Source organism: Candidatus Poribacteria bacterium (assembly GCA_021162805.1).
Lineage (GTDB): Bacteria > Poribacteria > WGA-4E > B28-G17 > B28-G17 > JAGGXZ01.
Window position 1 is genome coordinate 17704 of record JAGGXZ010000181.1, and the last position, 14995, is coordinate 32698.

The 14995-nt window shown below is 53.5% G+C and carries 12 protein-coding genes; 5 read left to right on the plus strand and 7 right to left on the minus strand.

Annotated features, from left to right (window positions below):
• Positions 1-66: 66 nt before the first annotated feature.
• The 4 genes from J7M22_14040 (at position 67) to J7M22_14055 (ending at position 3978) form a co-directional block, all read left to right on the plus strand.
• Positions 67-264: a hypothetical protein gene (locus J7M22_14040; protein ID MCD6507724.1), complete on the plus strand. Its 198-nt coding sequence runs from the start codon at positions 67-69 to the stop codon at positions 262-264.
• Positions 265-379: 115 nt separating this feature from the next.
• Complete coding sequence (locus tag J7M22_14045) at positions 380-1045, plus strand: cyclase family protein (GenBank protein MCD6507725.1); 666 nt, start codon at positions 380-382, stop codon at positions 1043-1045.
• Positions 1046-1048: 3 nt separating this feature from the next.
• The gene (pyk, locus tag J7M22_14050) at positions 1049-2458 is read left to right on the plus strand and encodes a pyruvate kinase (GenBank protein MCD6507726.1); all 1410 of its coding nucleotides are present in this window, start codon (positions 1049-1051) and stop codon (positions 2456-2458) included.
• A 164-nt stretch (positions 2459-2622) separates the two neighbouring features.
• Positions 2623-3978: a C69 family dipeptidase gene (locus J7M22_14055; protein ID MCD6507727.1), complete on the plus strand. Its 1356-nt coding sequence runs from the start codon at positions 2623-2625 to the stop codon at positions 3976-3978.
• A gap of 88 nt (positions 3979-4066) precedes the next feature.
• On the opposite strand, the gene pbpC is transcribed toward J7M22_14055, so the two are convergent.
• From pbpC to J7M22_14070, 3 genes are read right to left on the minus strand one after another with little or no spacing between them, the layout of a single operon-like run.
• Entirely contained in the window at positions 4067-6364 is a 2298-nt protein-coding gene (gene pbpC / locus J7M22_14060; GenBank protein ID MCD6507728.1) for a penicillin-binding protein 1C, read from the minus strand.
• The gene (locus tag J7M22_14065; GenBank protein MCD6507729.1) at positions 6336-7403 is read right to left on the minus strand and encodes a hypothetical protein; all 1068 of its coding nucleotides are present in this window, start codon (positions 7401-7403) and stop codon (positions 6336-6338) included. The genes pbpC and J7M22_14065 overlap by 29 nt, the downstream gene beginning before the upstream one ends.
• On the minus strand, positions 7357-8199 hold the full coding sequence (locus tag J7M22_14070; protein MCD6507730.1) for a hypothetical protein: 843 nt from the start codon (positions 8197-8199) through the stop codon (positions 7357-7359). The genes J7M22_14065 and J7M22_14070 overlap by 47 nt, the downstream gene beginning before the upstream one ends.
• Positions 8200-8468: 269 nt before the next feature.
• On the opposite strand from J7M22_14070, the gene J7M22_14075 reads away from it, so the two are divergent.
• Positions 8469-8891, plus strand: coding sequence for an SPW repeat protein (locus J7M22_14075; GenBank protein ID MCD6507731.1), 423 nt, complete (start codon positions 8469-8471; stop codon positions 8889-8891).
• A 66-nt stretch (positions 8892-8957) separates the two neighbouring features.
• Here J7M22_14075 and J7M22_14080 read toward each other — a convergent pair whose 3' ends face one another.
• From J7M22_14080 to J7M22_14095, 4 genes are all read right to left on the minus strand, one after another.
• Complete coding sequence (locus tag J7M22_14080) at positions 8958-11879, minus strand: T9SS type A sorting domain-containing protein (protein MCD6507732.1); 2922 nt, start codon at positions 11877-11879, stop codon at positions 8958-8960.
• Positions 11880-12057: 178 nt separating this feature from the next.
• A complete protein-coding gene (locus J7M22_14085) occupies positions 12058-14028 on the minus strand; it encodes a hypothetical protein (GenBank protein MCD6507733.1) in 1971 nt (656 codons plus the stop codon).
• Positions 14029-14046: 18 nt separating this feature from the next.
• On the minus strand, positions 14047-14256 hold the full coding sequence (locus J7M22_14090; protein MCD6507734.1) for a DUF86 domain-containing protein: 210 nt from the start codon (positions 14254-14256) through the stop codon (positions 14047-14049).
• Positions 14257-14378: 122 nt separating this feature from the next.
• The gene (locus tag J7M22_14095; GenBank protein MCD6507735.1) at positions 14379-14819 is read right to left on the minus strand and encodes a hypothetical protein; all 441 of its coding nucleotides are present in this window, start codon (positions 14817-14819) and stop codon (positions 14379-14381) included.
• Positions 14820-14995 lie beyond the last annotated feature (176 nt).

The following is a 14995-nucleotide window of genomic DNA, read 5'->3' on the forward strand; positions in this document are numbered from 1 at the left end:
AAACGTAGGGAACCTGAGATCAGCCCATCAGCCTCAGCCTATCTGGCTTTGAATGGGAACCTCCAAATGAGGTACAATACCTCACCAATCCACAAAAAATATATGGCTTGGACCGTTGTTACAACTTTATTGGAATCATCACATCTTTCCCAGGAGAAAGAGGAGAGGAGGGAGCTGGTGCAGATAGCAGGGTGTAATGAAGTTCTGAGATGGTCTGAGGTGTTAGACGGGCTGGTGGGTAAGGGGGAGGCCAAAGCAGCTTGATGCTTTGGGGGTGATGAGAGGATAAGAATATTGTAACCTTCAGCGATTCCTGGGGGATATGAACCATCCCTATTAGAAGCCAGAGAAAAATTTATTGATTTCAAAGGTGAATGGAATGTTTATAATGCTCTCACATGTGCTTAGAGAGGAAGATCCCGCCTTTGGACGGGAGGTCTCGCTGAAGATCCATCAAAGATCGTCCTTCGAGACGGGCGTATGTCAGACCTATCTGATTGAGTTTGGGAATCACGACGGAACCCATATCGACGCTCCCAACCATTTCAACCCCAATGGCAGGCCCATAGCTGATTTCTCACCGGATGAGCTGGTCTTCCGATCGCCCAAGGTGCTCGACATACCAAAGGAGGGGCCGTCGTTGATTGAGCTGGATGAGATCAAAGGGTTTGGCGACCTTTCAGGATACGATATGCTCCTCATCCGGACCGGATATGCTCGAATCCGCAGTAAAGATCCCCAGAAGTTCAGCCGTCGATCCCCTTGCCTCTCACCCGACGCCGCCAGTTTCATCGTCGAGGAACTCAAGGAGGTCAGATGTGTGGGCGTAGATTGCGTATCGGTCGGATCGCCCGCCTTCCCGGGGGAAAGCGTCCTGACACATCGTATCCTGACCGGATGCGAGGGCTACGGCTCAAGATACGTGCTGATCGTGGAGGATATGAATCTAGATCAGGATCTTTCGAGGCTGAAGAGGGTGATCGTCGTCCCCCTTTTCGTGGAGGGGGTCGACAGTATGCCCTGCACCGTGCTGGGTGAGGTGTAAGCTTTGAAGCGAACGAAGATCGTCTGCACGATAGGCCCTGCCAGCAATGATCTGGAGACCATCCAAAGGATGATCGAGAGCGGGATGAACGTCGCCCGGATAAACTTTTCACACGGCACCCATGAGGAACATCTGCTCCAGATGAGGGCCGTGAGGGAGGCTTCCAGAGCGACCGGCATCCCGATAGCGATAATGCAGGATTTATGCGGTCCGAAGATAAGGGTGGGCGAGATCGAAGGGACAATCGAGCTCAAGGTAGGAAGCCAGGTCATACTGAGCGGCGAGGATAAAGCTGAATCGCAGGGTCGAATACCGATAAGCCATCCCCAGCTCGCCGGAGATGTCAAAAGGGGAGATAGGATAATGCTCGCCGACGGCGAGATGGAGCTAAGGGTTCTGGATACCGACGGGATCGAGGTGCGATGTGAGGTGGTGGTCGGGGGCGAGCTGAGCTCTCACAAGGGGATAAATGTGCCGGGTGTCTCACTGAGCGTGCCATCCGTGACGGAGAAGGATATAAGAGACCTGAAGTTCGGATTGAAACACGGCGTCGATTGGGTCGCCGTCTCGTTCGTCCGATCCGCCGAGGATATCCTGAACGTTAAGGAGAGGATAGAGAGGAGCGGGATGGATGTGCACGTGATAGCGAAGATGGAGAAACACGAGGCGGTGGAGAGGATGGACGAGATAATCACAGTCTCCGACGGTGTGATGGTCGCTAGGGGAGATCTGGGTGTGGAGATACCGCTTAGCGATGTGCCGGTCGTTCAGAAGGAGATCATCCGCAAGGCGAACGGACAGGGGAAACCGGTCATCACGGCCACGCAGATGTTACAGAGCATGATCCAGCAGCCTTATCCGACGAGGGCGGAGGTGAGCGACATAGCCAATGCGATATTCGACGGGACGGATGCAGTGATGCTTTCGGGCGAGACGGCTATCGGGAGATTTCCCGTCAAATCGGTTGAGGTGATGGCAGAGGTGGCCTGTAAGGCTGAGGAGGCGATAGATTACGTCGGGATGATGGAGGAGCGGAGGATGACACCTGAGGAGGATGTGCCGGACGCCATAAGCCACGCTGCCTGTTACATCGCCTTGGATATCGGCGCAAAGGCCATCATCTGCTGCACCCGATCCGGTCAGACGGCCAGGCTCGTCGCGAAATATCGGCCCCACGCGCCGATAATCGTCGTCACGCCCAGGGAGACGACCCTGAGACGGCTGACGTTGATGTGGGGCGTGTATCCCTTCCTGATAGAGGAGATATCAGATACGGACCGGCTGATCGAAAGGGCCAAACAGGTCGCCCTTCGCTCCTGTATGGTCTCCAAAGGGGACAGGGTGGTGATCGTGGCCGGCCTTCCGACCGATATCCCCGGCACTACCAACGCCATCAAGGCCGATGTGCTTTAAACGGGGAAGAAGACGCTAAGAGGTTTGCGGACCTTCCGGTTGATGGGATTATAACCGATTACATAGAATTGGAAAGTATTTTAAGTAGCTTTAAGACTTCATCCAACAGCGGATATATGGCCGCTGTTGGCGCTGGGAATAAAGAGGGAATTGTGAGGTGAGGGATGTCAGCACGTATGATATTCCTCAGCTGCGATACGATGGTCGCCACCAGCGACGTAACCGCCGATGGTGTGACCATATTCGCCAAGAATTCCGATCGGGAGCCGAATGAGGCACATCAGGTGATCTATGTGCCGGCCGCGGACCATCCGCCCGATACCAATGTCCGTTGCACGTATATCGAAGTGCCCCAAGTGTCGCACACGTACGCGGTACTGCTGGCCAAACCGTTCTGGATTTGGGGCGCGGAGATGGGCGTCAACGAATACGGCCTTGCCATTGGCAATGAGGCGGTTTTCACCAAGGAGCCCTACAACAAAAAGGGCGGTCTGACAGGTATGGATCTGCTGCGCCTTGCGCTGGAACGCGCCAGGACAGCCATCGAGGCGGTCAACGTGATAACCGATCTGCTGGATAAATACGGCCAGGGCGGAAACTGCGGATTTCAGCATAGGTTTTATTATCATAACAGTTTCCTCATAGCAGATCCACAGGAAGCCTGGGTGCTTGAGACAGCCGGACCTCACTGGGCTGCCAAAAAGGTAAAGGGCATCTATACGATCTCCAACGGCCTGACGATCACCGATGAATGGGATCTCGCCTCGCCGGATCTGATTCGCTATGCCGTGCGGAAGGGATGGTGCAAAAGCCAGAGGGAGTTCGACTTTGCACGCTGTTATTCGGATTTCCTCTATACGAAGCTCAGCGATTGTCGCAAGCGCCGCAAACGAAGTATGGATTTGCTTATGAGACGGCAGAATGCCATCACCGTGCGGACGATGACAGAGATATTGCGCGATCATGGCGAGGATGCCGATGGAAATTGGCGGCCGGATCGTGGATTGACCGGGACAAACATCTGTATGCATGCAGGTTTCGGCCCGATACGCGGCAGTCAGACCACCGGCTCGCTGATCTGTCATCTGCATCCCAAACATCCCATGTGCTTCTTCACCGGTACAGCGGCGCCCTGTACCAGCATCTTCAAACCCGTCTGGTTGGATACACCGCTGCCGTCTATGGGACCGAAACCAACGGGCATATATGATCCGTCAACGCTCTTCTGGCGTCACGAGGAATTGCATCGAACCGTGCTCAAGGATTATGAGCATCGCGTCGAACTTTTCCAATCCGAGCGGGATATCTTGGAGGAACGGTTCATAGCTCAGGCGCTTGATCTAGCTGATGGAGATGTCTCAACCCGTACGGCTTTCGTGCGGAAGTGTTACGATGAAGCTGTTGAGGCCGAACTCAAATGGCTCGACCTGGTTAAATCCGCTGGAATTAAGAGACGTTTAAACCCGCTATACAGATTGGCGTGGAAAACGTACAACCGAAAGGCGGGGATACCGATATAGGCGGCGTTATTGGAAATCGAATGCAGCCTCATATGATCCTCTCAGGCCCGGCGGATAGTTGAAAGAACAAATGGAAAATTCAATTGCTCTAGAGAGAATGGATGGTGATGCGGGCGCGGGCGGTGTTTCCGGCGCTATCGACGGCGGCGATCCGCAGTTCACCCGGCTGCGCCCTGAGGAGATAGGTCTCTCCCGATTTGGTTCGCCCGATGAATTGATCGTTAGCGAACCAATAGATCCTCCCATCGCCAGCATCTGTGTAGGCCTGGAGCGGAATCTGACCCGTGTTTCGTATCCCTCGCGTCATGAGGTAGCTTGATCCGTCCGTGGGATGTATGAGGCGAAGTCCCGTCCTCGTCACCTCTCCGCCGCAGCCGGGTGGCAGAGGAGGAGGGGCGCCTTTAAGCCCCATGACGGCAGCTACAAGCGGAGGATATATCGTGAAAGTCCGCCAGACCACCTCTCCGGGACGATATCGCTTCCACGGGCAAGCCCGATAGCCGGTCCTCGCCTCAACCAGGAAGGCCTTATGGAAGGGGCATCTTCGCGACGGAATTCGATCTCGCACAACCCAAACCTTTTTGGTCTCCGGGCAGTGGTCGGAGGGAGGTAGTCCGGAAAGGGAACAGACCGGAATCTGAACTAAGTGATCATACGCCATTGGGATCTCTTTGACCTTGGAGCCGAGGGCGGCGAGGATGTCGAAAGTTATAGGCGCGGCCGCTTCAGCCCCCACAATTCCCTCTGCCCCCTTGCCTGAGAAGTTGCCGACCCAGACGCCGACGGTGAAATCATGTGTGAGTCCTATACACCACGCGTCACGCCGTCCCCATGAGGTGCCGGTTTTCCAGTAGACAATCACATTCGAGCTCAGAAGGTTATGTGCTTTGGGGGCATCGGGACGCCCTCTAAGCGATAGAGCGCGGAGGGTCAGCGATACGGCACCGGGGTTTAGAAGCTCCTTCTCCCTTAACCTATCGCCTTCCGTAAGGCGAGGTGATCCATGTCTGCCGTCGCGTGCAAGGGTGACGTAGAGATTGGTCAGATCTAAAAGCCGAACCTCCATACCGCCTGTAATGAGGGTTAAACCGTAATCATGCCTCTTTCCGTTCGCCAACCCGGCGCTCTCCAGAAACGAGAGAAACCTCCGATAGCCCGTCCGTCTCAGAAGATCTACGAAAGGGTAATTCAGGGAATAAGCCAGGGCGAGCTCAGCCGGCACGAGACCTCGATACCTGCCGTTGAAATTTGAGGGCCGAAAGCCGCTGAAATCTCCCGGCACGTCCTCCAGAGCTGTAGCCGGAGTGATGATGCCATCCTGAAGTGCCAGCGCATATAGAAACGGCTTCAGAGCGGACCCGGGGGAGCGGAGCACATCAAAACCGATGATCTGCCCTCCATGGACGTCGTCCCAGTAATCGAGCGATCCGACCAGCGCTCGAACCTGACGTGTGGCGTTTTCCATGACGACGATGCTGGCGTTATAAGCGTCGAGCTCGCGTAGCCTCGGGACATGGCTTCTGGCGATCTCCTCGGCTATATGCTGAATCCTGGGATCGATGGTCGATCGGATATCAACCCCATTCGGGTGGATCAGCCGGAGGTAATCGGCGGCATGAGGGGCATGGAAGGGGAACTTCCGGACGTGATCCGGTACGGGCGTCCTCAACGCCTCCTCATATTGCTTATCATCTATCAGGTTATACCTCCTCATACGGGCTAAAACCCGATTTCGAGCTTCGATCGCCCTCAGCGGATCGCCTGTCCCCGAACAACGGGATGTGGGGGATTGAGGAAGGCTCACCAGATAAGCCACCTCGGCGGGTGTCAGATCCTTTGGAGGTTTTCCGAAATAGGCCAACGCTGCCGCCCCTACCCCCTCGTAGTTCCGGCCATATGGAGCGTGGTTGAGGTAAAGCTCCAATATATGCCGCTTGCCCAGGCGAAGCTCGAACTGAACTGCCCGGAACATCTCGTGCAGCTTGGCGAATATCGTTCGAGGTTTGGGCTCCGCTAATCTGGCCAACTGCATCGTCAGGGTCGATCCACCGGAGATTATCCTGCCCGCTCGCGCATTCTGCCATATCGCCCGAATGATGGCGAAAGGGTTAACGCCCGGATGCCACCTGAAAAACCGATCCTCATAACATATGGTTGTGCGAACCAACAGCGGGTCTATCTCCTCCAGGGACGTCCATATACGCCATTTTCCATCCGAACTCAGGTAGACCCTCATAATCGACCCATCGCGGAATCGAATCACCTGCGAGAGTGGAGGATACAGCCCATTCGGAAGCGGGATAAGGAGCAAAGCGAGAGGAATCAAAATCGCCATGGTGACGAAGGGGATGAGGATCTTATATCTCCCTCTCAATCCCCTCTTCATCGCCCATCCTCCTGAGTTTCTCGGCGGTGATCATAATCCTCTCCATTCTCCCCTCGCCTATCTCGTCTATAGAGGGCGAGTGGAAGATATCCCAGAAGATCCCTCTGAGGAGATCCTCGGAGAAGATCTCCTCCTGCCAGTTTTCCAGATCGTCTAGGTGGCCGAAGTAGATGGACAAGATGAAAAACGCCCTCTGCGGCAGCAGACCATCCCATTCCATCGCCCTGACGATCAGATTTACGCCATTGCCGCTGTTAAATCTGATCTCATCTCCCTCGAACTCCACATCACCGAATATCTCGTATCTATCGGTGTAATATGAGGCCTCCTCAAAGAGAAGCTCAATCGCCTCCTGGCCCTCCGGAGTCAGAACATATCTTCTATCGACGACCTCGATAAGACCGTTCTCGATCAGGTTATCCACGATAGGTTTGATCCGATCTGAGACCTCTTCAAGGGTGAGGTCAGATCCGCTGAGCTTATAGAGGAGAAAGGCGGATCTGAGGGAAAACAGAAGATCTTCCCTCTCGGAAGGGGGGATGCCTTCCAATGGGTCGAATGCCTCCCTCACCTCCAGGATGAGATCGATCAGGTTAAGCTTTTGTCCGTTGATCTCCACGCCATTTAGATAATCCCTCATGTATCCGTTTGGATCGATCGGTTCTCCCAATCCGTTACGGTAATAGCGGATCTCCACAAGCCCTTCCCTCTGCTCCCTGAGGAGGGCTTTGAGGGAGTCAAGGATATCGGGGAGGTCAGGGTTTACCCTGATATCCCTCTCGTTGAGCTCGGCATGTGAGGCCCTATCTATGAGCTCAGCGAGCTTCATATCTTCGGGCAGATCGTTCATCTCAAAACAGGCGTAAAATCCGTCGGCCAGGGGCATCTCGCCCAGCGTTATCCTGAGGATGAGGGGGTTTTCAAATCCGGACGAGATGGACTCCACGTAGAAGAGGGAGAGTTCATCCTCCTCCTTTACGGGCATCATCGGCCTATCTCCCGCCACCTCTGAAACCGCCGCCGAAACTTCGGAATCCACCGCCAAAGCCCCTAAAACCTCCGAATCTTCTGGGCCTAAAGCTGGATCGGAAACTACCCCACCTCGATCTTGTGGTGGTTCTCGGACGGGTGACTCTCCTCATGGTTGTCCCCGGCCGGGTCGCAAATCTTGATCTGCTGGCCGTGGAGCTCGCCCTTCGCGTGGCTGTGCCGGTTCTGGTCGTCACACGTCTTCGATACTGAGGGGAACGTCGAAACCGTTCGCGCTCCTGTTTTATGATCACCACTCGATCGCGCGGGGTGTGATAGTAGGGGATGGTGGTATATCTTGGCGTGTCGAGTATCCTCAGCAAGAGCCAGGTGTTGAGCAGGGTCTCGGTGAGATGACCTGTGTGATAATATCCGTAGTTCGGCCCATAACCGATCATCGTGTAATCGGCCCCGCCATCAGGTGTGTTCCTTCGCCTGAAGGTGAAGAGTTTCTCATCCTGATCGTCTATCTGTCCGTTATCGTTCACATCGGCGTATCCGGAAACCTCTTGAAGATCGCGGCTTATGTTTTTGACCTCTATAAGCACCAGCTCGTCGCCCTGATAGATCTCGTTGACCTTTCGTTCGAACTCCGTGACGTCCTTGCTTTCGCGCATAGCCCTTTCGACAGCCTCAAGGTCTATACGACTTGCCTTTCCCTTGGTCTCTGCCCATTGATAGGTGGTGGATCTTCTGCCCGTGCACCCTTCACATCCGCCGAAGGTGATAACCGAGCCGCCGACGATTACCCCGGCAGCCGCTATACCGCCATATTTGAGGATTAACCTCCTGTTGATCTGAGACATTAGGATACCTCGACTAGGTGAAATCGTCCTACACGGGTGATTATACAACGATCCAGCGGCGGATTCAAGAGACGTATATTTACCCCCTTCCGGTGAGATGACATTGGCCGCTTGAGCCTCCGATAGATTTCTTATACACCCTCTTTCTGAATCTAAAATACTTATTGATTCTGAATCAGAATCGAATTATAATATTCTACGCAGGGATGGGGGATGAGGAGGTAATGCCCCTTTCCCTCCACGATGAAAAATAAAGGAGGTTCAAAGTCATGTGGCAGGGATGGGTTAACCTCGTACTTGGTATCTGGATGATCGTGGCGGGCTTCGTCCTGCCGGTCACCAGAACCGCCGTGGGAATCAACTTCACGATAGTTGGTGTCATTATCCTGGGCTTTGCCCTGTGGACAGCTCTGAGGAGGGATTACCTGAGCTGGGTGAACGTGGTCATGGGCATCTGGGCCATCGTCGCCAGTTGGGTGCTCCCGATCGAGAAAGCAGCGGAGGGGGCTGAAGCTGCTCGTCATCCGGCGCTTTGGATCAACTACCTGGTCGTGGGCGTCATCGTGATCGTCTTCGCTCTACTGTGTGCCCTCAGGAAACCCAAGACGGTAGGGGAGACGGTTGCCCCTGAAACACCGGTATCCGAGGCAGGGGAAGAGGAAACGACCCCCACCGAGGGCAGTGAGTCCTAAACTGAAGGATGAAGCGGGGACGGGAGAACTTTTCCGTCCCCGCCTCCCGCGGGCCTGTAACCTCCATCACTTCAGGATGAGCATTCTGCGCGTGGCTGTGAAATCCCCGGCCTGAATCTGGTAGAAGTAAATGCCGCTCGAAACCCTCTCACCGAGATCGTTCCTTCCATCCCAATATGCCGCTTTGCCTCTATCCATGTAGAATCCCGCCTCTTTCATCCCAAGATCGATCGTGCGGATGATCCTGCCCGCTGAGTCGAAGATCCGTATCACGACGTCCGATGGGTTGGAGAGGGCAAACGGGATCCAGGTCTCGGGGTTGAATGGATTGGGATAGTTCTGGCCGAGGATCATCCTTTCGGGTATGGCGTTGAGCGCTATGGATTGGGAGGGGAGCCTCACCATGGCTCCATCGTTCAGGCCCACGACCGTTATCACAGCCGGATCGTTCAATCTGATCTCGCTGGAGCCTGAAAGCAGCCTGAAGTTCAGCTTCGCTATCTCCCCATCTCCATCGATTCCCTTGCTCTCACCGATTAAGCTGCCTAGTATCGTAACGAGGCCGGGTTTTTCAATCCTGACGTGAAGAACGGCGAGACCGGCCTTCTTGAGGATCTCACCTTCATCGGCACCGAGGAACTGAAGCTTAGTGGGATCGTAAGCGATCTGGAAGGCACACGCGTAGAGCGATTGCGCGCTAACCATTTTTAGTGAGATCACCACCGGGTCACCGACCTTCGGCTTTTCGGTTATCATCGGTTCAAGCTCCAGCCTGATGTCGGGGTTCATCAACATCGGAGAATTAGCTCCGGTGGCACCGAAGTTAGAGGCCAACACGGCGAAGTCGGGCAGATCAACAACCCCGTTCCCATTCAGGTCGCATATATCTATATATCCTGGATCGTCCATCCCTTTGCCGAAGGCCCTTGCGAACTTGCTGAAATCCTTGAGATCGACGTCGTTATCCCCGTACTCATCCCTACCGCCCTGTACGTCCCCGCCGCACAGGAAGAAATCGACGTTGATCGCCGGAATACTTACACACTCGACCTTCCCTTTAAGGAACCCGGGGGCTTTAGCCGTCACGTCATACTCACCTGGAGGTATGCACAGGCCGTTGAGATGATAACTTCCATCCTCATCGGTTTGTATCTGATCTTTCCACACCACCGCGCCATCCTTTTTGATCTCGAACCTCACGAAGGCGGAATGGTTTACTCTGGATTGGAGACGAACTTTCCCGGAGATGAACATCTCAGCCGGCGGTATGATATGTATCCTAAGCCCTCCGGTCAAGGGCACGAGGGTTTCGTCTTTACCGCATGCCGTTCCGTCATCATTGCAATCCCCGCTGTGGAGGGAGAGCTCCGTCATCCTGTGGTTCTCCCTATCGAGATCGAAGTCGATCACAGTCACCTTATCGTCGGGGGCGTGCACTACTTTAACCCTGAAGTAGGCCACGAATCCCTCGGGGTCCTTTCCCATCCCAGGTGCGCCCTCAGCATAGTTAAGCTGACCGTCGCACGGCGATCTGTTTTCCATCACCTTCGAGCCATCGCCGAAGAATCCCGCCGGATCGAATGGGGGATCATGTCTGCCGTCATATGGGATTACCGTCAATACCTCCGGATCGTAATGGAGATAGGCCGCTATGCCGTTGACACACTCCTCCGTTCTCAGGTATATCCCCAACGTCAGCACGTCGCCCTCACAGGCGCTTATATCCAGGTATCCATCACGATCAGCCTCATCATCGGTAGGTAGGATGGAGAGAACGGTTGGGCTTGAAACCCTGAAGCCGCCTTCAAGCGTGGTCGGATCACAATCGGGATTTTCCACACAGACATCCCTGGGTCCGGGAGAGGCATCGGAAGGTATCGTTATATTAGCTTTAATCTGTCCCTCGGAGATGAGGCAAACATCGTTGACGGTTATGTCATCTCCGATGGTGACCACAGAGTCGTCCTCGAACCCGGCGCCCACGATGATAACATCCACAGTCGTTCCGGGTGCCCCGACAGAGGGTATGACTCTGTCCACTCTGAGGCCCTCGACTTCAAATGCGCCTTCCGCCGTGTAATAACAATCATCGCTTTTCGCCAGGGTGACATCGCGGGGTCCCACTTCGGTATCAGGTGATATCTCTATGTTGACGAAAATCGTGCATGGATCGACGAACGTCACGCTGCAGACTTCGATCCCATCTCCGAAGGAAACCTGGCTTGGATCGCTGATGCCGAGGAAATTGGCCCCCGTGATCTTAACATCCACTACCTGCCCCTTTACCCCGCTATCAGGTTCGATCTCGTAGATGATCGGACGGTGATCCGAGACAGGGCCGGGCGATCCGCACCCCTCCTCACCTTCGATATTCGTCATTTTGTCGATCTGCCCTTCAAACTCGACATTGATATCGTTTTGACTCCAATCGATCTCGATGTCCACGCTTCCTCCATCAAGCAGGTGACTAAGTGTGACAGGGGATGGGTTCGTCGATATGAAACCCGTTATCTCGACGGATGAATCTGGATTCCATGTGGCGTCTAAGCTTAAAGTGTAATTGCCCTCACAAGGTACCTCGGCGTCCCATTCGAAGATCGGATCTGCCCTGAAGATGACGAAGGTAGGGAAAGGCAGCGGCAGATCTGGCATCGCCTCAATGAAATAATGCTCTTCGACGTGATACGTTCCGCCATCCGGGAAGTAGACGATATGAGAGGTTGATAGCTGATTTCCAGGCTGTTTGAACTCCTTGTGGAAGATCGCGGTGCCGTCATCAGGGTTTGTTATCTTTATCTCGGCCCTGGTTTGTACCTTGAGCCTAAGGGAACTGAGGAGATGAGGGATGGAGATATCCGATATGGTAAGGCTTTTGGTCACCTCCTGACTTCCCTCATCTTGAGCAACTGGCTCCGCCCTCAAATTGGCGGAGAAAGCGAAGATCATCATGAGACAGAGGATCCCCGCGAGAACGTATATACCCTTCATCCTTCGACCCTCCTATTCACGATCAATTTAAAGGAGATCTTTACAGCCTTCAGCTCAGCAATATGTATGCCAAGGCGCTGACACCAGATAATAACTGAATTTTCAATGGATCAGGGGCTATATAGGGTTGAACTGCCATTCACTTTTTATGAATTCGCTTGCAGCGGATATGAAGTTCTCAAGGGAAGAGCAGATATCCAGGTTGATCCGAAGAGAGACCTATTATCCCCCAGAATCCGCCCATGAAGAAATCGCCTAGTATCAGTCCCAGGAAGAATGGGAGAAATCTCCTGTAGGTTTTAGCGCCGCCGTGTTTGAGGGCGGCGTATTTCAAAATACATCCCAATAGGGTCGGGAACCAGACCCAGTGGATGGTTCTGCCGGTATAGGCGGCGGCATATCCCACGGGGTGGAAGATCCACCATAGGAACCTCAGACGCATGAAGGTCAAAAAGAGCGTAAAACCCGCTCCCAGCGCCACGAACTGTAGTCCTACCCAATCCACGTCGCGGGGATTTACGAGGATGGATCTGAGCTGAATGAATGGGATATGCGGCATCGATCTGACACGCCAATGGTTGAGTATGTTCCCGCCGAACCTGTATATGGTTCTGAGGGCGGCGAAATACGCCAGGGCTAACCCTATGACCGATCCCAGCATCACGCCCAGGAGCAACCTGCGGGGGTTTATCCCCGCATACTGTGCCAATCTGAACCCCTCAAGCTGGCTCGGCATGACGGACATCACACCCCTCATCTCGCCCGTCATGAAGAAATAGTGGGAGAGCACGGTCAGGTTTTTGACCCCCAATCCCCTCGTCCCCCGGACTGCAAGCATCAGATCCTGCACGGTCATCGGTCCGTGGACGCATCCAAGTCCGGCCTGAACCCTCATCCTTGTCAGGGATAGGGCAAAGAGGGAGAAGAGGAGGAAAAAAACGGCTGCCGTGCCGAACGACATCCCCGCCGCCATGCTCCATCCCACAAGGAAGAGGAAACTCCCTAGATATCCCAAAACTGCCCATCTATAGGGCAACGGTTCATCCGAGTCATCTACCCGCTTGTCCCCCAGGAAAGCCCGCCTCAAAACCGAAATTATGTGTCTCCAGGCGACGACCAGGCTTATAAGGGCTATGGCCAGAAAAGCTCCTCCTCCCTGTTGCTCGACAAACGGAAACTGTGCCAGGGAGGAACTGCTCTTGCCGGTCCATCCGATAGCCGATCCGAATATCATCTGCGCCTTGGAAAAAAGATAAAAAAAGGCGACACTGAAGGAAAGATCGACCGTCAGGATATACGAAAACCCGATGACGCAGGGATAAAACGACAGCTCGGTCCTTCCCATAGCGCTCCACGGCTTTTCGGTGAAATACCGGTTGATGTTGATATGTTTATAGTGTATCCAAGGGAAAGAGGGTATGTAGTTGTGTGTGCCGTTTATGCCGTGGAGGATAACGGGGATCAGAAAGCCAATCCACATCAGACCGTTCCTGAAAAACGGGTTGAATATCCTTGTCGGCCCGGGATTGCGGGTCATCTCAAACGGAAGTTGCACGAGCGGGAACGTGAGTTTTTCCTTTTCGACCCACTGTCTGCGTATGATGACGCTTAGACAGATAAAGATGAAGTAGACGGCAAGCAGAAAAAGGCTCCAGAGCATAAGCGGTTTGATCCACGCTCCCCATGGCACCTTACCTCCCCAGCTTCCCTCATAAAACTCCCTGATCACCTCAGGATCCTTCGGGCCGAACCAGGAGGGGATGTATTCGTGAAAGAGCTCCGCATACTCGTTTTCAGGTGTGGCGTAATAGTAGGGGGCGATCAGGGTGGGCAGTAGAAAATGAACTCCGCCGATTGAAACTATAGGTCCTACGACGATCATTATCGAGTAGATCACCAGCATCTCCCTCTGATCCAGAGCCCATTCCCGCCGGATTATCCTCAGGATGGGGTTTAGAAACAGCGAGATACATATGACGGCGAAGAACCCGGCGATGGAGGGATGAATGCTGTTAAAACTGGGGCTATCTATAACGAGCTCGCTATGCTGCGTCCAGAAGGCGATGATCACGGAAGCGATCATCGACAATATGAACGCCTTGACCGTAAGCCCCCTTTTAACCTCGCCCTCAAGCTCCCTCTTCTTCATGTCGTTCCAAAAATCCTGCTATCTTTCCCCCAGCTCCTCCAGAACGATCGGGCTTTCCCGCAAATGCCTATAAACCTCCCTGTGTTCTATAAGCCTATATTCATGCACCAAAATATTTCTCAATCCCACCAGCTCGTGCATTTTATCCCTCAGATTCGGATCGATTATCCCGTATTGAGATAAGATATCGAAGATATCATGATAGCTCTCCGCCTTTCTAAAGGACATCCTCGATATTATCCTGGCGCCGATATCGATGCAGGCTTGAATCGTTCATATATTCCTCAAGGGAGGTCCTCTGCTTCCCCTTCAAAAGCATCAGCTCCGTTTCCACTATTCCCATCAATCTCTTAATGATATGGTTCTGCAAATCTCCCATCCCTTATCCTCTCTCTCATATCTTGCCAGAACATCTCCATTATACGGGAGAAATCGAAATATTCCAGCATCGTCTTGACCTCAAAGTCCACCCGCCGTTCCTCGTCCTTCTCATAAACCAGCATACCCTCTTTTATCACGGCATATCTTAGGAGTGGCGGAGCGTTGTTCAGGATAACCACATTTATATCTTCCCTCTCCAGGAAGGCTCTAAGTTTTAGATAGATTTTATTTCGAATTTTCAGGGTTCCCTCCCTTAAGGCATCCTCCTCGATCAGAAGCCCGATATCGAGGTCGCCTTTAAACCTATATGGTTTCAGGGTGGAACCGAAGAGATATCCCACCACTACGATATCCCCGCCGACCCTTCCTATCGCCGAGGATACTTTTTTCAGCAACTCTCCCCGGATCATAGGTATACCACCGCCTTAATTTTCGAGGTGAATTATCACATATCCGGCGGAGTTTTTCAATGGTGAGGGGGAACCGGCCAGGGCTTTTCAACGCTTTGATAAGGGTAAAATCTCCCCTCCCGGCACCAAAGGCCGAAAAAGAATCAAATCTTTTCATCTTCTCATCCCTATCTTTC

What these genes read in the sequence shown, in the direction of transcription:
- J7M22_14040 (MCD6507724.1), top strand. Translation starts at nt 67, where the DNA reads ATGAGGTACAATACCTCACCAATCCACAAAAAATATATGGCTTGGACC.
- J7M22_14045 (MCD6507725.1), top strand. Translation starts at nt 380, where the DNA reads ATGTTTATAATGCTCTCACATGTGCTTAGAGAGGAAGATCCCGCCTTT.
- J7M22_14055 (MCD6507727.1), top strand. Translation starts at nt 2,623, where the DNA reads ATGTCAGCACGTATGATATTCCTCAGCTGCGATACGATGGTCGCCACC.
- pbpC (MCD6507728.1), bottom strand. Translation starts at nt 6,364, where the DNA reads ATGAAGAGGGGATTGAGAGGGAGATATAAGATCCTCATCCCCTTCGTC.
- J7M22_14070 (MCD6507730.1), bottom strand. Translation starts at nt 8,199, where the DNA reads ATGTCTCAGATCAACAGGAGGTTAATCCTCAAATATGGCGGTATAGCG.
- J7M22_14075 (MCD6507731.1), top strand. Translation starts at nt 8,469, where the DNA reads ATGTGGCAGGGATGGGTTAACCTCGTACTTGGTATCTGGATGATCGTG.
- J7M22_14080 (MCD6507732.1), bottom strand. Translation starts at nt 11,879, where the DNA reads ATGAAGGGTATATACGTTCTCGCGGGGATCCTCTGTCTCATGATGATC.
- J7M22_14085 (MCD6507733.1), bottom strand. Translation starts at nt 14,028, where the DNA reads ATGAAGAAGAGGGAGCTTGAGGGCGAGGTTAAAAGGGGGCTTACGGTC.
- J7M22_14090 (MCD6507734.1), bottom strand. Translation starts at nt 14,256, where the DNA reads ATGTCCTTTAGAAAGGCGGAGAGCTATCATGATATCTTCGATATCTTA.
- J7M22_14095 (MCD6507735.1), bottom strand. Translation starts at nt 14,819, where the DNA reads ATGATCCGGGGAGAGTTGCTGAAAAAAGTATCCTCGGCGATAGGAAGG.